General features: G+C 61.9%; 18 protein-coding genes. 5 read left to right on the forward strand and 13 right to left on the reverse strand.

Going from position 1 to position 17,048, the window contains the following annotated elements:
* Window positions 1–30: 30 nt before the first annotated feature.
* Complete coding sequence (gene hemC / locus So717_RS14480; RefSeq protein ID WP_159978508.1) at window positions 31–987, forward strand: hydroxymethylbilane synthase; 957 nt, start codon at window positions 31–33, stop codon at window positions 985–987.
* Here the strand turns inward: hemC and hemF are convergent.
* The 4 genes from hemF to clpS all read right to left on the reverse strand — a co-directional run bounded on the left by hemF (window position 984) and on the right by clpS (window position 4,127).
* Window positions 984–1,877 (reverse strand): oxygen-dependent coproporphyrinogen oxidase, encoded by an 894-nt coding sequence (gene hemF / locus So717_RS14485; RefSeq protein ID WP_159978510.1) that lies wholly within the window; start codon window positions 1,875–1,877, stop codon window positions 984–986. The two genes, hemC and hemF, sit on opposite strands and share 4 nt — an antisense overlap.
* A 74-nt stretch (window positions 1,878–1,951) precedes the next feature.
* Window positions 1,952–2,752: an SDR family NAD(P)-dependent oxidoreductase gene (locus tag So717_RS14490; RefSeq protein WP_159978512.1), complete on the reverse strand. Its 801-nt coding sequence runs from the start codon at window positions 2,750–2,752 to the stop codon at window positions 1,952–1,954.
* Window positions 2,753–2,788: 36 nt separating this feature from the next.
* Window positions 2,789–3,781 carry a class I SAM-dependent methyltransferase gene (locus tag So717_RS14495; RefSeq protein WP_159978514.1) on the reverse strand — a complete coding sequence of 331 codons (993 nt, stop codon included), beginning with the start codon at window positions 3,779–3,781 and terminating at the stop codon, window positions 2,789–2,791.
* Between the two features lie 4 nt (window positions 3,782–3,785).
* Window positions 3,786–4,127: an ATP-dependent Clp protease adapter ClpS gene (gene clpS / locus So717_RS14500; RefSeq protein ID WP_159978516.1), complete on the reverse strand. Its 342-nt coding sequence runs from the start codon at window positions 4,125–4,127 to the stop codon at window positions 3,786–3,788.
* 88 nt (window positions 4,128–4,215) lie between these two features.
* Here clpS and So717_RS14505 point away from each other — a divergent pair, with 88 nt between their 5' ends.
* Both So717_RS14505 and So717_RS14510 read left to right on the forward strand, forming a co-directional pair.
* On the forward strand, window positions 4,216–4,401 hold the full coding sequence (locus So717_RS14505; protein WP_159978518.1) for a hypothetical protein: 186 nt from the start codon (window positions 4,216–4,218) through the stop codon (window positions 4,399–4,401).
* A gap of 113 nt (window positions 4,402–4,514) precedes the next feature.
* Complete coding sequence (locus tag So717_RS14510; protein WP_159978520.1) at window positions 4,515–5,957, forward strand: D-alanyl-D-alanine carboxypeptidase family protein; 1,443 nt, start codon at window positions 4,515–4,517, stop codon at window positions 5,955–5,957.
* A gap of 109 nt (window positions 5,958–6,066) precedes the next feature.
* Here So717_RS14510 and ccoS read toward each other — a convergent pair whose 3' ends face one another.
* The 8 genes from ccoS to ccoN form a co-directional block, all read right to left on the reverse strand.
* Complete coding sequence (ccoS, locus tag So717_RS14515) at window positions 6,067–6,231, reverse strand: cbb3-type cytochrome oxidase assembly protein CcoS (RefSeq protein ID WP_159978522.1); 165 nt, start codon at window positions 6,229–6,231, stop codon at window positions 6,067–6,069.
* Entirely contained in the window at window positions 6,228–8,417 is a 2,190-nt protein-coding gene (locus So717_RS14520; protein WP_159978524.1) for a heavy metal translocating P-type ATPase, read from the reverse strand. Before So717_RS14520 ends, ccoS begins: the two co-directional genes overlap by 4 nt.
* Window positions 8,414–8,887 (reverse strand): FixH family protein, encoded by a 474-nt coding sequence (locus So717_RS14525; protein WP_159978526.1) that lies wholly within the window; start codon window positions 8,885–8,887, stop codon window positions 8,414–8,416. Before So717_RS14525 ends, So717_RS14520 begins: the two co-directional genes overlap by 4 nt.
* On the reverse strand, window positions 8,887–10,317 hold the full coding sequence (gene ccoG / locus So717_RS14530; protein ID WP_159978528.1) for a cytochrome c oxidase accessory protein CcoG: 1,431 nt from the start codon (window positions 10,315–10,317) through the stop codon (window positions 8,887–8,889). The genes So717_RS14525 and ccoG overlap by 1 nt, the downstream gene beginning before the upstream one ends.
* An 89-nt stretch (window positions 10,318–10,406) precedes the next feature.
* Window positions 10,407–11,273 (reverse strand): cytochrome-c oxidase, cbb3-type subunit III, encoded by an 867-nt coding sequence (gene ccoP / locus So717_RS14535; RefSeq protein ID WP_159978530.1) that lies wholly within the window; start codon window positions 11,271–11,273, stop codon window positions 10,407–10,409.
* Window positions 11,270–11,455, reverse strand: a complete 186-nt coding sequence (locus So717_RS14540) for a cbb3-type cytochrome c oxidase subunit 3 (protein ID WP_159978533.1) — start codon at window positions 11,453–11,455, stop codon at window positions 11,270–11,272. The genes ccoP and So717_RS14540 overlap by 4 nt, the downstream gene beginning before the upstream one ends.
* Window positions 11,456–11,466: 11 nt before the next feature.
* On the reverse strand, window positions 11,467–12,192 hold the full coding sequence (gene ccoO, locus So717_RS14545) for a cytochrome-c oxidase, cbb3-type subunit II (protein WP_159978535.1): 726 nt from the start codon (window positions 12,190–12,192) through the stop codon (window positions 11,467–11,469).
* A gap of 12 nt (window positions 12,193–12,204) precedes the next feature.
* On the reverse strand, window positions 12,205–13,818 hold the full coding sequence (ccoN, locus tag So717_RS14550; RefSeq protein ID WP_159978537.1) for a cytochrome-c oxidase, cbb3-type subunit I: 1,614 nt from the start codon (window positions 13,816–13,818) through the stop codon (window positions 12,205–12,207).
* 195 nt (window positions 13,819–14,013) lie between these two features.
* Between ccoN and So717_RS14555 the strand changes: the two genes are divergently transcribed.
* Window positions 14,014–14,850 (forward strand): universal stress protein, encoded by an 837-nt coding sequence (locus So717_RS14555; protein WP_159978539.1) that lies wholly within the window; start codon window positions 14,014–14,016, stop codon window positions 14,848–14,850.
* 34 nt (window positions 14,851–14,884) lie between these two features.
* Here the strand turns inward: So717_RS14555 and fnrL are convergent, their stop codons facing one another.
* The gene (gene fnrL / locus So717_RS14560) at window positions 14,885–15,628 is read right to left on the reverse strand and encodes a transcriptional regulator FnrL (protein WP_159978541.1); all 744 of its coding nucleotides are present in this window, start codon (window positions 15,626–15,628) and stop codon (window positions 14,885–14,887) included.
* A 64-nt stretch (window positions 15,629–15,692) separates the two neighbouring features.
* On the opposite strand from fnrL, the gene hemN reads away from it, so the two are divergent.
* The gene (gene hemN, locus So717_RS14565; RefSeq protein ID WP_159978543.1) at window positions 15,693–17,048 is read left to right on the forward strand and encodes an oxygen-independent coproporphyrinogen III oxidase; all 1,356 of its coding nucleotides are present in this window, start codon (window positions 15,693–15,695) and stop codon (window positions 17,046–17,048) included.

The following is a 17,048-nucleotide window of genomic DNA, read 5'->3' on the forward strand; positions in this document are numbered from 1 at the left end:
CTTAAGTTGACACACCTAAAAGATAAAGCCATGACAGCGCAGCTTCCTTCCCCCGACTCGCCCCTCAAGATTGGTACGCGCGGCTCTCCGCTGGCGCTGGCCCAGGCCCATGAAACCCGTACGCGGCTGATGTCGGCCTTTGAGCTGCCGGAGGAGGCGTTTCAAGTCGTGGTGATCAAGGTCACCGGCGACGCGATCCAGGATCGCCCGCTGAAAGACATCGGCGGCAAGGGGCTTTTCACCCGCGAGATCGAAGAGGATCTACTGTCAGGCAAAATCGACATCGCCGTGCATTCGACAAAGGACATGCCAACGGTTCAACCCGATGGGCTGGTGCTCGATACTTACCTGCCGCGCGAAGACGTGCGCGATGCCTTCATCTCTCCCCATCTGACGTCCATCACCGATCTGGCCAGCGGCGCGGTTGTGGGCACGTCAAGCCTGCGGCGTCGGGCGCAGCTGCTGCACCGGCGCCCCGATCTGAAGGTGGTTGAGTTTCGTGGAAACGTGCAGACGCGGCTGAAAAAGCTGGCAGATGGCGTGGCCGAGTGCACCTTCCTCGCCGCGGCGGGTCTCAGTCGGCTTGGGATGGGCGAGGTCCCCGCCACGCCGATTTCGCCCGACGATATGCTGCCCGCCGTGGCGCAGGGTGCCATTGGGATTGAGCGGCGTCTGTCCGACGACAATACGGCGCAACTGTTGCAAGCGATCCACGACGCCCCGACCGGGCAGCGATTGGCGGCGGAACGGAGTTTTTTGTTCACACTTGATGGGTCCTGCGAGACACCAATCGCGGGCCTGGCAGAGCTTTCCGGCGATCAGCTATACCTGCGCGGCGAGGTGCTGCGCCCGGACGGCTCAAAAGCCATAGCGGGCGACCGGCGCGGCGCGATCAGCGACGGTCATGCGATGGGACGTGATCTCGCCGAAGAGCTTCTGGCCCGGGCGGGCGCCGGCTTTTTCGATTGGCACAGCGCGCCTGCTTAGATCCACTTCGCCAATGGTGGCAGGCTCATCAGCACCGCATTGGCATCATGGCCGGTTTCCAGCCCAAACTTGGTGCCCCGGTCGTAGACAAGGTTGTACTCGGCATAGAGGCCGCGGTGTACCAGCTGCGCCTCCTTATCGGCCTCGTCCCAGTCCTGCACCCGGCGCTTGCGCACCAGCGGAACGAAGGCTGGTAGAAAAGCGCGGCCAATGTCCTGCGTCAGGGTGAAATCTGCCTCCCAATCGCCCGTGCAGTGATCATCCATGAAGATCCCACCCACGCCCCGCGCGCGCTTGCGGTGCGGGATAAAGAAGTATTCATCCGCCCATTCCTTGAGACGCGGGTAGAACTCAGCCCCGTGCGGGTCGAGCTTTTCTCGCTGCTGCGCGTGAAAATGTGCGGTGTCTTCGCCGTACTCAATGCAGGGGTTCAGGTCTGATCCACCGCCAAACCACCAGGCGTGCGGGGTCCAGAACATGCGCGTGTTCATATGCACGGCGGGCACATGCGGGTTCTGCATATGCGCCACAAGGCTGATGCCAGAGGCCCAGAAGCGCGGATCCTCCTTCATCCCCGGAATGCCCTTGCGCGCGGCCATGGCCATCTGCGCGCGCTCTCCCAGCGTGCCAAACACGGTGGAGACATTCACGCCCACCTTCTCGAACACGCGACCACCACGCATCACGCTCATCAGGCCACCGCCTGCGTCCGAGCCATCCTCACTGTGGCGACGCGTTTCACTGACATCGAATTGGCCCGGCGCCTCGGTGGACAAAGGGCCCTCACTGTGATCCTGCTCAAGACCTTCAAAGGCTGCGACGATCTCATCTCGCAAGCTGCGAAACCACGCGGCTGCGCGGGACTTTTCGGTCTCAAAACTGTCGGTCATCTGTGATCCACTGTGTCAGGCTATCCTGACAGTCTGTGTAGCCCGGAACGGGGTGAGACGAAAAGCGTCAATTCTCAGTGAGCCGGTGCGGCCACCACATCCAGCAGGCTGCGCCCGCCGTCTACCGTGATGACCTCACCAGTCACAAAGCCCGAGCTTTCGGCGGCAAGGAACTGGACCACCTCGGCCAGCTCGGACGCCCCGGCGATCCTGCCAAGCGGGGTATGATCGCGGATATCCTCACGCCAGTCGTTGTTCTCAACAACCAATGACTTGAGCGAGGCGCTCATCACCGACCCGAAAGAGATGGCGTTGACCCGGATCCGCTCCGGTGCCAGCGCCAGCGCCATGGAGCGGGTCATCTGCTCCAGCGCCGCAGAGGCAATGGAATAGCCCATCAGCTCGGGTCGGGTCTGGCGGGCTGCGATGGAGCTGAGGTTGATGATCGAGCCGACCTGCCCCTCGGGCTGATCCGCCGCCTGTTTGATCATCCGCTTGGCGACCTGCTGCGACAGCTTGAGAGAGGTCATCAGGTTCTGCTCCAAAAGAACCGAGACGGAGGTATCATCGACGTTCAACGCATCCGTCGGCATGACCTGACGCGAGGCGTTCACGAGGATATCGACCCGTTCAAAGGCGTCGATGGTGGCTGAGACCAGATTGGCGATAGTCAGGCGCTGCCGCAGGTCGCCGGCGAAGTAGCGCAGGTTGCTGTCTTCCGCCTCATCACCCCATTCGTTTGCGAGGCGTTTTTCATCCATATCGGCACATATGACATTCGCGCCCCGATCCGCGAACTGCCGTGCGATGGCCAGCCCGATTCCATTGGCGGCTCCGGTGACGATTGCTGTCTTGCCGCTGATTGAAAATGACATCTCGGTCTCCCATGACGCGGTTGGGGTGTGATGCGCTCAGCGCTTGTTCCGACGCGGGCGGCTGGCATGCAGAAGTTTGAATCTGCGGTCGCCGTCCAGTTCCTCGACGCTCGCAAAGAGGGTCTGTAGTTCGGATTCATAAGGCAAATGGCGATTGGCGACCATCCAAAGATGCCCCTGCGCGTGCAGAGCGCCTGCTGCCGCGCGGATGAAGGCCAGGCCGATCTGTGGATCCGCCTTGCGGCTGAGGTGGAAGGGCGGGTTCATGATAACGGTGTCGAGCGCCTGTGGCGGTCGCCAGGTGGTCGCATCCTCCCAGTGAAACTGAGCGCGCGGGTCGGTCACATTGTGTTTGGCGCACTCCAGCGCCATGTATCCAGCCTCGACCAAATGCACCTCTTCGACGGTCTGGCGGGTCAGCACATGCGCTGACAAAAACCCCCAGCCCGCTCCAAGATCAGCGACCGAGCGCCCCAGATCCTCCGGCAGCACCTCCACCAGCAGCGCCGAGGCTGGGTCGATACCATCCGCTGAGAAGACGCCAGGCGCTGTCCAGAACCCACCCTCCGTCAAGGCAGGGCCTGCTGCCCAATCGGCAAAGGCCTCGCCCCCCACATCCGTGACCCAGAACAGCTTTCCATGCGCCTTGGTGATCGGCCCGTGCACCTCCACCCGCTTGCGCATGTCGCGCAACAGGCTGTCAATGCCATCGGATTTCTGGCCATCAATCACCAGAACGCCCTCGGTTCGGGACGCGGCATCAGCGATCAATGCGCGGGCCAGAGGTTTCGCGCGGGGAATGCACACTACGGCTGCCGAATAGGGCCCTTGCGCTGCCGTTGCGCAGTCAAACCCCCGCGCCTGCAACTGTAGGGCGTCCGGTTTGAAATCACTGATGATGTGCGCACGCGCCCGGTCGATAGAGGGCAAGACCACGTCAGGCGAGGGGTGGAGCAGAGCGATCCGGCCCTCAGACGGCCACACCAACCACCCGCCGTCCAGCGCCAGCGACAACCGCGCGCCCATCATGCGATCAGTCTTCTTTTTCCATCGTGCATTGCAACGGATGCTGGTGGCGGCGCGCGAAATCCATCACCTGCGCCACCTTGGTCTCCGCAATCTCGTGGCTGAAGACCCCCACCACGGCCACACCTTTTTTGTGCACGGTCAGCATGATCTCGAACGCCTGCGCATGGTTCAGGCCAAAGAACCGTTCAAGCACATGCACGACAAATTCCATCGGTGTGAAATCATCATTCAAAAGCAAGACTTTATAGAGCGGCGGCCGCTTGGTCTTTGGCTTGGTCGCCGTCAGGATGGAGGTATCCCCGTCATCCTCCGACCGTCCGGCCATCATCACTGCGTCGCGGTGCATTGCTGCTCCTGATCTGCGTTTGGTCATGGTGAGTCTTTGAGCGCTCTATATAACCTGTCTGACCGTTTAGAAAAGGGGGCGGGGCGCAATGGCCCGCGCGCAGGACCGGATCGGCTTGGATGCGGATGACACTGCGCAGGCGTGTTCCATGTCACGCAGGCGCATGTTGCCCGTGATCTGCTCACCCGCGCCGATCAAAACAGGCGGCGCGGCAAGCTGCCGACCTCCAACAGATGACGCCTTGAGCGGAGAGGTGCGCTTCACGGAACATTAACGCAAATACCTTAAATCAAAGACTTTATAGAAACACAAAGCTGTGCTAGTCTCGCACATACAAAAAATGCCAGTCGAAAAATCGGCGGCGTGAGGCAGAAAAGGCAGATCATGATGAAGGTTCGGCGACTGATGCCGGCCCGTTACGGGCTATTTGTTCTTGCAGTTTTGTGGATGGTGATCATCGTGCCGCTGAGCGCGAGCGCTGCACCCTACGCGGCCTATGTGATGGACGCGAGATCTGGCGAGGTTCTGCACTCCCGCAATGCCGACACGCGGCTGCACCCGGCGTCGCTGACAAAAATGATGACGCTGTACATCGCCTTTCAGGCGGTCGAGCGGGGCGAGATCACGCTTGATACCAAGGTGAAAGTCTCACGCCACGCGGCGTCTGAGCCGCCGTCGAAACTTGGTCTGAAATCCGGTCAGCGCATTGCGCTGCGCTATCTGATCCGCGCCGCTGCGGTGAAGTCCGCCAATGATGCCGCCACCGCAATCGCCGAAGCGCTGGAAGGGTCGGAGGCCGCCTTTGCGCGGCGGATGAACCGCACGGCCAAAGCTATGGGCATGACCCGCACGACCTTCAAGAATGCGCATGGTCTGACCGAATCGGGGCATCTTTCCACAGCGCGGGACATGTCGATTTTGGGGCGCCATGTACTTTATGACTATCCCGAGTACTACAATCTCTTTTCCCGTCGGTCGACGCATGCGGGCGTGCGCGACGTCGCCAATACCAACAGGCGTCTGCTGTCAGCCTACCGCGGAGCGGATGGTATCAAGACAGGGTACACCCGGGCGGCCGGCTTTAATCTTGTGGCCTCTGCCGAACGCGGTCGGGAACGCATCATTGCCACCGTCTTTGGTGGCACCTCGACCAGCGCGCGGAATGCACGCGTGGCGGAGCTGCTCGACATGGGGTTCAAACGTGCCCCGTCGCGCGTCGCGCTGCGCAAGCCAAAAAAACCGGCCTATGTTCCGGGCGGCACGGGCAAGACCGTCCAGGTGAGCGGCATCACCCGCACCAGCCTGCGGCCAAGACTTCGGGCCGGGACGATGCTCGCCAGCGCCACGCCGGTTGAACAAACACCTCCGCCGGCGTCAGCCGCGGCCAGCACCAGCGGTGTTCTCTCCTCTGATATCCAACTGGCATTGATTGCGGCCCAGGACACAACCGTCGAAACACCTGATCTGTCCGGCAGCAGCTTCTCAGGCCTGGGCACGCGCCCGGTTATGCGGCCCGGCAGCGCAATTGATGCAGCCCTTGCCGAGGCGATACCCGAGACCGAGGTTGTCACTCGCCTGTCGACCTCTGGTGGGCACCAATGGGGCGTGAATGTCGGGCGCTACACCACCCGCTACAACGCGGAGCGCGCGCTTGTGACCACCGCCCTCGCCGAGATGACGACATTGGAAGGAACTCTGCGCAAGGTCGTTAAAAAACCAACGGGATTCGAGGCGAACTTCCTGGGCATGACCCGCGACAGCGCAGATCTGGCTTGCCGGAGGCTGGTTGCCCGCAACATTGACTGCGAGATGGTCGGGCCCACCTCCTGATCAGTGAATCCAATGCGCATACGAAGAATTGCACCTCCTAACGCTGCTTGACATCGATTTTTTGGCAAGCCAGGTGATGCGTGACGTTTCGAGTCGAGCGTCAGATACTTTAGTTGTCGTCTTTGGGGCGGTCGTCCCAACGGTCGCTCAGGATCCGGCGGCTGTCACCTTCCGGATCGTCATACTGACGCGATTTCAAAGTATAGAGAAACCCGACAAGCCCCAGCGCACCAAGCGCGAGCGAAATCGGTATCAGATACGCCAACACGTTCACCGCCGTCCTCCAATCCGCAATGCGTTGAGGGACACCGAGATTGACGAGGTGGACATGGCCAGCGCCGCGATCAGCGGCGTCGCAAATCCGGCCACTGCAAGTGGAACCGCGATGATGTTGTAGAACGTGGCAATGCGGAAATTCTCGCGGATACGCCGCGTCGCCTGTCGGGCCACCGACAGGGCGGTTCCAATCGGAGCCAGATCCTGCCCCAGCAAAACCATATCCGATGCCGCACGTGCCGCATCCAACGCCTGCGCCGGACTGATTGACACATGCGCGGAAGCAAGCGCCGCAGTATCGTTGAGACCATCACCAACCATCAGCACATGCCGGCCCTCATCTTGCAGCTCTGCGACCAGACGCGCCTTGTCCTCAGGGCGCATAGACGCGTGCCACGTCTCGATCCCGAGGCTCCGGGCAAAGGACGCCACAGCGGCGGTCCGATCACCAGACAGCAAAACCACCTCAAGACCCTGCGTCTCAAGCTCCGCCAGCATCTCCGCGGCTCCACGGCGAGATGTGTCCTCGAAGGTCAACACGATGGCTGCACCGTCATCGGTCTGCAGTGCGGCGCACATGGCCTCATCCTCCGGAGCGACGCCAATCCAGTCAGCCCGTCCGAGCCGCACAACAGCACCACCAAGTGTCGCTTCCACCCCGAACCCGGGGCGCTCAAGACGATCCGAAAGCGCGGCCTCGGAGACACCCTCGGTCTGAGCAATCGCGGCAATCGCCTGTGACAGGGGATGTTGTGACCCGCTGGCCAGCGCCGCGGCGATGGATTTCTGTGCCTCGGTCAGACTGCCCCAGTTGATCAGCTTCGGCGCGCCGGTTGTCAGCGTGCCCGTCTTGTCAAATACAACCGTATCCACTTCAGCGAGACGTTCCAGCGCGGTGGCGTTCTTGATCAAGAGGCCCTTGCCAAAAAGTCGCCCCGAAGCGGCGGTTGTGACTGCGGGCACTGCAAGCCCCAGCGCACAAGGGCAGGTGATGATCAGAACCGCCGCCGCGATGTTCAATGACACGCGCATGTCCCCCGACCAGATCAGCCAGCCAAGGAAGGCCAGCGCCGAGAGGATATGCACGCCGGGCGCATAGAGCTTGGCAGCACGGTCCGCGAGCGACGTGTATCGCGACCGTCCGCTCTCTGCGATAGCCACAAGGGCGGCCATGCGTTGGAGCGATGTGTCCTGCCCGACCGCCGTGGCCTGAAGCGTCAGCGGGCCCGTCAGATTGACCTCACCCGCACTGATGAGGTCTCCGGGGCCGCGCGGTTCCGGCACTGTCTCACCGGTCAAAAGCGCCCGGTCCACTTCGGAGCGGCCCTTAACAACTTTGCCATCCACTGGCGCGCGTCCGCCCGGACGCACCAAAACATGATCCCCGCGACGCAGCTCGGCCACTGGCACTTCAACAGGGCTGCCGTCATCGATCCGCAAGGCGCGCGGCACTTCCAGTGCTGTCAGCTCCTCCGCTGCGGATCGCGCTGCTGAGCGCGCGCGGGCATCCAACCAACGCCCCGCAAGCAGGAAGAAGGTCAGCGTCAGGGCGGCATCGAAGTAGGCGTGATGGCCGGACAGCCACGTCTCCCAAAGGGATGTCACGAGAGCAAGCGCGATGGCCAGGCTGATCGGCACATCCATGTTGAGCCGCCCCGCCCGCAGTGCGCGCCAGGCGTTTACAAAGAAGGGCTGCGCCGAAAAGGCGATCGCTGGCAACGCGATCGCTGCCGAAATCCAATGAAAAAGGTCGCGTGTCGCATCCTCCGCCCCGGACCAGACGGCCACGGACAACAGCATCACGTTCATCGAGGCAAAGCCCGCCACTGCCAGACGCATCAGCAAGGCCCGCCCGGCAGTGCTGGTGGTGGTCTCGTTCAGGGCGCTGGGGTCAAGCTCATGTGCTTCGAACCCTTCACGCGCCATCACATCCGTCAGCTCAGCGGCGGTCACCTCGGGCGCGGCGTCGACCAACGCGCGCTTGAGCGTCAGGTTCACCCGGGCGGAGGTCACGCCCGGGTGAACCGTCAGCGCCTGCTCGACCTTGGCAATGCAGGCCTGACAATGGATTGTCGGCAAGGACAGCATGATCCGCGCGTCCTGCGGTGCCACTGCAACGGGCCCCGTCGGGGCCGCAAGGCAACCCGGACAGGCCGCTGGCGCGTTTGTGGCGGTGGCCGTCACGTCGCCCCCCTGGGCACATGCAGGATGACCCGCTGCTGAAAGACGGTGCCATCCGCCGCCACAGCCTTCATACGCAGGTTCCAGTTGCCCGGCGTCAGCACCGCAGGCGCGACATAGGCTGCCCCGTCGAAAACGAATTCCGGGGCTTGGTCATCCCGCACATGGGTGGCCCGGCCAAGGGTGGCGTCAAGCTCGGCCACCTGCACGGGCTGCCCGGCGCGATCAGTGATCGACAAGACCACCTGATCCCCCCGCGCCTGGGCCAGCACCGACCAGCCCAAGGCCTGCTGCGCGGTCCGGTTTTCGTCGAAATGCTGGCTGGCCACATAGGAATTCTTGACCTCAAGGCCCGGAAAGGTGCTGAGCGCCTTGTAAGCGAGGGTAAGATTGACCCCGATGATCACCGTGAAGGCCGAGACAAATATCAAGGCCACATGGCGGCCCGTCAGTTGCTTGGAAGCGGTCGTCATTACTGATCTCCTGTGCCGTTAAAGCTGCTGTCCTTATAGGCGCGGTCGCCGTTGCTGAGGTCTTCCACCCAGAACCGCAGGTCCGTGCGCCCGGCCTCCGCCGGATCAGATCCGCGCGGTGCGACCACATAGACCCGCTGCAAAAGCGACGTGTCGGCGGGCACGTCGACCGACCCGTAAGGCGTGCCCTCAAGCTGGATGCGCAGTGCCGGATCACCGACCACTGAAAGTCGGAACAGCCGTTCGTCATTGTTCTTGTTCCGCAGACGGATGTCATAGGTGTTGCGGATCGACCCATCCGAGAGAGTGACGAAGGTCGGATTGCGCACGGCCGCCACGGTCATTTCAATCTCGGCCCGGATGAACAGCGCCACAAGCAGGGCGACGCCAACCGCGCTCCATAGCGCGGTGTAGAGCATGGTGCGCGGGCGGAAGATGTGTTTCCAGACCGCGCGGGGCTCTGCCCCTTTGCGCTCGCGGTCTTCATCGGACAAGGCGATGTAGTCGATCAGGCCGCGCGGCTTGCCGATCCGCTCCATCACATCGTCGCAAGCGTCGATGCAGAGCGCGCAGGTGATGCATTCCAGCTGTTGCCCATCGCGGATGTCGATGCCCATGGGGCATACGTTCACACAAGCCATGCAGTCGATGCAGTCGCCCATGGGCTGGGTCTTAGCTTCCTGGCTGTGCTTGCGCGGCTCGCCGCGCCACTCACGGTAGGCGACGGTCAGCGTGTCTTCATCCATCATCGCGGCCTGAATGCGCGGCCAGGGGCAGGCATAGATACAGATCTGCTCGCGCATGAACCCGCCAAAGACAAAGGTTGTCGCCGTCAGGATCGCAACTGTGATGTAAGCCACCGCATGCGCTTGCCCGGTGAAAAGCTCAACGAAGAGCGTTGGCGCGTCAGCAAAGTAAAAGACCCAGGCACCGCCGGTGGCCACAGCGATCAGCAGCCAAAGCACCCATTTGGTCAGCCGCAAGCGCAGCTTGCGCGCATCCATCTTTTCCTGCCGGTGCAGGCGCAGCCGGGCGTTGCGGTCGCCTTCGACCCAGCGCTCAACCAGAATGAAAAGATCGGTCCAGACAGTCTGGGGGCAAGCGTAGCCGCACCAGACCCGTCCCAGCGCGGAGGTAAAGAGGAAGAGACCCAGCCCCGCCATGATCAGCAGGCCCGCGACAAAATAGAACTCGTGGCTCCAGATCTCGATCCAGAAGAAATAGAACCGGCGGTTCGCCAGATCGAGCAGCACCGCCTGGTTGGGCAGATCCGGGCCACGGTCCCATCTGATCCACGGCACGAGATAGTAGATCCCAAGGGTGACCGCGAGGATCACCCATTTCAGGTTACGAAACGAGCCTGAGACACGGCGCGGAAAGATCGGTTCGCGGGCGGCGTAGAGGCTGGGAGGCGGCGCTTGATCAGTCACGGCGGTCCTTGCGGATATGTAGGAGGGCGAACGGGGCCGGCATACATTTGCGACACCTCGCCGCAAATCCGGCCCCGCCGGAAAGAGGCTTACTCACCGCCACCTAATTGGTGGACGTAGAGCGCCACTGCCCTGATTTGTGCCTCTGTCAGCCGCTGGGTCCAAGGTGGCATGACGCCATAGCGGCTATAGGTCACAGTCTCGGTTAGGGCCTCCTCATCCCCGCCGTAAAGCCAGATGGCATCTGCGAGATTCGGCGCGCCCAACTCGCGGTCGCCAAGCCCGTTCTCGCCGTGACATGAGGAGCAGTTGTCGGCAAAAACCTCCGCTCCCGCAGGCACGAGGCTGGCGTCCGTTGGCGTGCCGCCCGACAGATCCATCACGTAGTTCACCACCGATGCGATCTCCTCCGGTTCGAGGATCTCACCGAAGGCGGGCATCTCCGAATAGCGCGCATCGGGGTCGTCCTCATTGCGGATGCCATGGGCAATGGTGGCGTGGATCGCTTCGATATCCCCACCCCAAAGCCAGTCGTCGTCCAACAGGTTCGGATAGCCGACAAAACCTGCGGCACCCGAGCCGTGACACTGCGCACACCAGGTCCGGAAGACCGCCGCGCCGGAGGACACCGCATAGCTGTTCAGCTCGGCATCCGCCGAAATCTCGGTCAGCTCCGCCTCGGCCAAACGCATATTGATGGCCGCGTTGGCCTCTTCGACGGCAGCGATCTCAACGGCGACCTCGCCACGAGTGGAGTACCCGAGCAGGCCAGATGTCGCCGAAGACACCAGCGGCCAGGCCGGGTAAGCAATCGTGTAGAGCACACCCCAGACGATGGTGGCATAGAAGGTCCAGAGCCACCAGCGTGGCATCGGGTTGTCAAACTCTTCGATCCCGTCCCAGCTGTGGCCGGTGGTGTTCGGATCGCCCTCTTGTTTTGGGGGTACTTTGCTCATTTGTTGGCCTCCTCTCGGGGCGCGGGTCGGTCGTCATTGCGGAAGATCATGTTCTTGGCCTCGTCGTGCACAGCGCCAGAGCCGGGCCGGATGACCCAGACCCAGACACCCACAAAGATGCAGAACAGAACCAGAAGCATCCAACTGTCAGCGAATTCACGTAGGAGCGAATAGGTTTCCATGCAAAATCCTCCTAGCGGCTGGCGTCAGGCGTGAAGGTCGAGAAATCGACCAGCGTGCCCAGCATTTGCAGGTAGGCGATCATCGCATCGGCTTCGGAAATGCCCGGCTGGCCGTCGAAGTTGCGCACCTGCGCGCCCGGGTAGCGTTCCAGCAGCCCGTCAAAATCGCTGTCAGGGTCGGCCTGCGCACGGAAATCCGCAGCCGCCTGCTCGATCATCTCGTCGGTGTAGGGCACGCCGACCAACCGATGCGTACGCAGCAGATCTTCAATATGATCGCCGTCGATCAGGGTTTCCTCCAAGAAGGCATAGGGAGGCATGATCGATTCCGGCACCACCGACTTGGGATTGCGCAGGTGGTCGAGGTGCCAGTCGTCCGAATAGCGCCCGCCGACCCGTGCCAGATCCGGCCCGGTGCGTTTGGAGCCCCACTGGTGCGGGTGATCGTACATCGATTCCGCCGCCAGCGAGTAGTGGCCATAGCGCTCGACCTCGTCGCGCATTGGGCGGATCATCTGGCTGTGGCAGACATAGCAGCCCTCGCGCACGTAGATATCCCGCCCGGTCAGCTCCAGCGGTGAATAGGGGCGCATGCCCTCCACTTTCTCGATGGTGTTTTCGAGATAGAAGAGCGGCGTGATCTGCACCAAGCCCCCGATGGTCACCACCAGGAAGCTGAAGATCAGCAGGAGGGTGGCGTTGGTCTCAAGGATTTTGTGTTTGTTCAGGATCGACATTGTGGCCCCTCCTTATTCCGCAGGGACAGCTGTGCCGAGGGTCGCCTTGGCAGGCGCCGCACGGACAGTCATCCACAGGTTATAGCACATGATGAGAGAGCCAGCGAGGAACAGCACCCCGCCCAGACCGCGCACCACATACATGGGGAACTTGGCGCTGACGGTGTCGGCAAAGCTGTTCACGAGGAAGCCGTTGGCGTCGACTTCGCGCCACATCAGCCCTTCCATGATACCGGTGACCCACATCGACGCCGCGTAGAGCACGATGCCGATGGTGGCGAGCCAGAAGTGCCAACTGACAAGGCTGAGGCTGTAGAGCCGTTCCCGCTTCCAGAGCACGGGCACCAGATAGTAGAGCGCGCCGAAGGTGATCAGCCCGTTCCAGCCCAAGGCACCGGAGTGCACGTGGCCAATGGTCCAGTCGGTATAGTGCGACAGCGAGTTGACCGAGCGGATCGACATCATCGGCCCTTCGAAAGTCGACATGCCGTAGAAGGCTAGGCTGGTGACCATCATCCGCAGCACCGGGTCGGTGCGCAGCTTGTCCCAGGCGCCCTGAAGCGTCATCAGGCCGTTGATCATCCCACCCCAGCTGGGCATCCACAGGATGATCGAGAAGACCATGCCGAGCGTGGACGCCCAATCCGGCAGCGCGGTGTAGTGCAGGTGGTGCGGACCGGCCCAGATATACAGGAAAATCAGCGCCCAGAAGTGAATGATTGAGAGCTTATAGGAGAACACAGGGCGTTCGGCCTGTTTCGGCACGAAGTAGTACATCATGCCCAGGAACCCGGCCGTCAGGAAGAAACCCACGGCGTTGTGGCCGTACCACCACTGCACCATCGCATCCTGCACGCCCGAGAAGACCTGCACCGATTTGCTGCCCCAGATCGAGACGGGGATCGAGATGTTATTGACGATGTGCAGCATCGCGACGGTCACGATGAAAGACAGAAGGAACCAGTTCGCCACATAGATATGCGGCTCTTTGCGCTTGATGATCGTGCCGAGGAAACAGGCGAGAAAGGCGACCCAGACCACGGTCAGCCAGATATCCACATACCACTCAGGCTCGGCGTATTCCTTCGACTGCGTGCCGCCCAGAAGGTAGCCTGTCGCCGCGAGAACGATGAAGAGCTGATAGCCCCAGAACACGAACCAACCCAGGTTGCCGCCCCAAAGCCGCGCTGCCGAGGTGCGCTGCACAATGAAGAACGACGACGCGATCAGCGCGTTGCCCCCGAAAGCAAAGATCACCGCCGAGGTGTGCAGCGGACGCAGGCGTCCGAAGTTGGCATAGCCTTCCGCCCAGGCAAAGTTCAGCTGTGGAAACGCCAGCTGAAAGGCGATCACCACCCCGACAAGAAAGCCGACAACCCCCCAAAACGCGGTGGCAATCACACCGGCACGCACAACGCTGTCAAAATATTCATTGGTGGGGATAGGTTTAGCGGGCTCATCCGTCGCGCGCAGGGTGACAAGAAACAGCCCCCCCGCGACGATCATAAAGATCACCATATGGACCTGATAGGCCAGATCGCGGGCATAACTCGCCGCGATCATCGTGAACAGCGTGGCAAGCGCCAGGACCACCAGCTTCACGTAGTTATGTGTTCCGGTATTCATTGCTCCGGGTTCCCTTCCGGTTCGCCCCGCGTCGGCGCGGGTACGTTCGTTGTCTGTCTTCTGTCGCGCGAAGTGATTACTGGCGCCTTGATCTGCATCAAGATTTTAGCGGTTTTCACCTGATGCGGATCAAGGACTGCTTAGGCGGCTTACCTCAGGTTGAAAAGACAAGACCACCGAAAAGGGAATGCGCCGATGTCCTTCAAATCACTCTTTACCGCCACAACATCCTTTGACGGGCACCGGGCCGCGCTGGCTCAGGCGGCCGAGTTGACGAAGGCCCTCGACGCGCATCTCGACGTCATGTGCCTTGGCATGGATCGCTCGCGCAGCAACTACTATGAGGTCGGCTCAAACGCCATTATTGTCCAGGCTGCACTGGAAGAAGCCCATAAGAAAGCAGGGGCCGTACAAAAGGACATCGAAGATTGGCTGGCGCCCGGCACGCTGCGCTGGAGCACGCAAAAGTCCATCGCCACACTAGCTGATGTGGGCCGCCCTCTGTCAAAGGCGGCGCGCTTCACCGACCTGTCGGTGGTGCCCCTGCCCTACCGCAAGACCAGCACCAACGAGGAAAATCTCATCCTCGAAGCGATACTATTTGACGCAGCGAGCCCGACCATTGTGATGCCCGACGTTGACCCGGTTTCGGACCCTTCCTGCATCGTGATCGGCTGGAATGAGAGCGCTGAAGCCCTTCGGGCGATTCGGGCAGCACTCCCATTCCTGAAAGCGGCCAAGGATGTGCATATTGCCATCATCGACCCACCCGAACATGCCGCAGACAGGTCCGACCCGGGCGGCGCACTGGCGGTCATGCTTTCACGGCACGGCATCAACTGCGATATCCAGGTCATTTCCCGAAATGGCGCCCGCGTCAGCGAACGGCTGCAGCGTCATGTGACCGAAATGGGGGCCGATATGTTGGTGATGGGTGCCTATGGGCATTCGCGTTTTCGGGAGGCCCTGCTGGGCGGGGCCACCCGCGAGATGCTGGAGCACGCCAAAGTGCCGGTCTTCATGGCACACTAGGCGTGAACCGGGGGCGTCGCGGCGCCCCTTGCCATCAGATCAGGTAACCACCGTCGCTGTCATCCCCCGCTTCGGTCATCAGCCGGTCCATATCCGGCACGCGGATCTTGCGCTTGCCATCCAGTGCAATCACCCCGTCGCGTTTCAGTGCCGACATCTGGCGGCTGACCGTCTCAAGCGTTAGGCCCAGATAGTCCGCCATGGCCTCCCGCGTCAGCGCGAGATCGAAGCTCAGCTCCTTGCCCGGAGGGGCTGTGCCCAACAGCGCGTCGCGACGTGCGATGATCGACAGCAGGCTGGCGATCTTTTCACGGGCCGTCTTGCGCCCAAGCACCAGCATCCATTCGCGTGCGGCATCCAGCTCGTCCAGGGTCATCTCCAGCAGGCGATGGGCCACATGCGGCGTCGTATTGATCATATGTTCAAAGGGTTTCCGCCGGAAACAGCACATCACCAGATCCGTGGTCGCCGTGACCGTATAGGCGGCTTCTTCCCGCCCGGGGCGCCCCACAAAATCAGATGGCAGCAGCAGCCCCACCATCTGTGTGCGCCCATCCTCCATCGTCTGGGTCAGCGTCGCCACGCCCGAGACAACGGAGGCCACAAAATCCATATGGTCACCGGCCCACATCACCGTCTGCCCGGCACTGAAGCTGCGGTAATACTTGATGTCTTCCAACAGCTCGAGCTCTTGGCTGTCACATTTGGCGCAGACAGCCCGATGACGAATCGGGCAGTCCGAACAGGTCTTGAAGGCAGGGGCAACCACCTGCTGCATCTTGGAGCTCCTCTTTTTGATCTGTGTCAAGGAACGATGACACAACGCACTTTATGCGGGTAGTATGCACATGACATCCAAATTAGCAAAGCTGGGTCTTTTTGACGCGATGGTGCCGCGGTACACGAGCTATCCGACCGCGCCCCAGTTCAAACCGGAGACCGGAAGCGCCCAGATGGAGCGCTGGATCAGGGCCATTCCGCCGGGCAGTCAGATATCGCTCTATCTGCATATCCCGTTCTGTCGGCGGCTGTGTTGGTTCTGTGCATGTCGCACGCAAGGCACGCAGACGCTGTCGCCGGTGGCGGGCTATCTGGACACACTGATCCAGGAAATCGAGATGCTAGGGCACCTGCTGCCCGAGGGCGTGACGTTGAGCCGGATGCACTGGGGCGGCGGAACGCCCACGCTCCTGTCGCCACCGATGATCGCGGAGCTTGCGCAGGCGGTGCGGCAGGTGGCCCCCTTGGCGGAGCGCGCCGAATTCTCGGTTGAGATTGACCCCAATGAGATTGACTCGGAGCGCGTTGACGCGCTGGCTGCGGCTGGCATGAACCGCGCCTCGATCGGTGTGCAGGATTTCGACCCCGAGGTGCAAAACACAATTGGCCGGATACAGGATTTCAAGGTCACTCAGCAGGCCGCCAACATGCTGCGTGACGTGGGCATCACATCTCTGAACGCTGACATTCTTTACGGGCTGCCGCATCAGACCGAAGCGCGCATCGCCGATTCCGTACAAAAGCTGCTGACGCTGAACCCGGACCGGGTGGCGCTCTATGGTTATGCGCATGTGCCTTGGATGGCGCGGCGCCAATCCATGATCCCCAGCGATGCGCTGCCCGCACCGGAACGACGGCTGAACTTGTTCGACACCGCCGCGCGGCTTTTCGAATGGGATGGGTATCGCCAGATCGGCATTGACCATTTTGCCGTCCCGCAGGACGGGCTGGCCATCGCAGCGCAGAGCGGTCAGCTCCGACGCAACTTTCAAGGCTATACAGATGATCCCGCAGAGGTGCTGGTGGGGCTTGGCGCCTCGGCGATCTCGCGGTTCCCGCAGGGCTATGCGCAGAATGCCTCGGCCACATCCGCCTATGCCAAGGCGATCCAGGGCGCGCGCTTTGCCACGGCGCGTGGCCATAGCTTTGCCGGAGAAGACCTGTTGCGGGCGCGCCTGATCGAGGCCGTGATGTGCGACTTCGAGGTGCGCTTTGACGACATTGCGGAACGCTTCCCGCATGGGGTTGCCCGCGTGGCCGAGTTGCTGCAATCCGCAGCGGATCACTTTGGCGAGATGGTGCAACTGGCGGACACCGGGCTGCGAATCCGGCCACAGGGGCGGCCGCTGACCCGGATCATCGCGCGGTTTTTCGACGCCTATGACATGTCGGGGGCTGGGCACGCCTCGGCCATCTGA

The sequence above is a fragment of the Roseobacter cerasinus genome (assembly GCF_009811755.1).
Lineage (GTDB): Bacteria > Pseudomonadota > Alphaproteobacteria > Rhodobacterales > Rhodobacteraceae > Roseobacter > Roseobacter cerasinus.

Excerpts from the sequence above, each read along its gene's own strand:
- hemC (WP_159978508.1), top strand. The coding sequence starts at position 31 with ATGACAGCGCAGCTTCCTTCCCCCGACTCGCCCCTCAAGATTGGTACG.
- hemF (WP_159978510.1), bottom strand. The coding sequence starts at position 1,877 with ATGACCGACAGTTTTGAGACCGAAAAGTCCCGCGCAGCCGCGTGGTTT.
- So717_RS14490 (WP_159978512.1), bottom strand. The coding sequence starts at position 2,752 with ATGTCATTTTCAATCAGCGGCAAGACAGCAATCGTCACCGGAGCCGCC.
- So717_RS14495 (WP_159978514.1), bottom strand. The coding sequence starts at position 3,781 with ATGATGGGCGCGCGGTTGTCGCTGGCGCTGGACGGCGGGTGGTTGGTG.
- clpS (WP_159978516.1), bottom strand. The coding sequence starts at position 4,127 with ATGCACCGCGACGCAGTGATGATGGCCGGACGGTCGGAGGATGACGGG.
- So717_RS14505 (WP_159978518.1), top strand. The coding sequence starts at position 4,216 with ATGGCCCGCGCGCAGGACCGGATCGGCTTGGATGCGGATGACACTGCG.
- So717_RS14510 (WP_159978520.1), top strand. The coding sequence starts at position 4,515 with ATGAAGGTTCGGCGACTGATGCCGGCCCGTTACGGGCTATTTGTTCTT.
- So717_RS14525 (WP_159978526.1), bottom strand. The coding sequence starts at position 8,887 with ATGACGACCGCTTCCAAGCAACTGACGGGCCGCCATGTGGCCTTGATA.
- ccoP (WP_159978530.1), bottom strand. The coding sequence starts at position 11,273 with ATGAGCAAAGTACCCCCAAAACAAGAGGGCGATCCGAACACCACCGGC.
- So717_RS14540 (WP_159978533.1), bottom strand. The coding sequence starts at position 11,455 with ATGGAAACCTATTCGCTCCTACGTGAATTCGCTGACAGTTGGATGCTT.
- ccoO (WP_159978535.1), bottom strand. The coding sequence starts at position 12,192 with ATGTCGATCCTGAACAAACACAAAATCCTTGAGACCAACGCCACCCTC.
- ccoN (WP_159978537.1), bottom strand. The coding sequence starts at position 13,818 with ATGAATACCGGAACACATAACTACGTGAAGCTGGTGGTCCTGGCGCTT.
- So717_RS14555 (WP_159978539.1), top strand. The coding sequence starts at position 14,014 with ATGTCCTTCAAATCACTCTTTACCGCCACAACATCCTTTGACGGGCAC.
- fnrL (WP_159978541.1), bottom strand. The coding sequence starts at position 15,628 with ATGCAGCAGGTGGTTGCCCCTGCCTTCAAGACCTGTTCGGACTGCCCG.
- hemN (WP_159978543.1), top strand. The coding sequence starts at position 15,693 with ATGCACATGACATCCAAATTAGCAAAGCTGGGTCTTTTTGACGCGATG.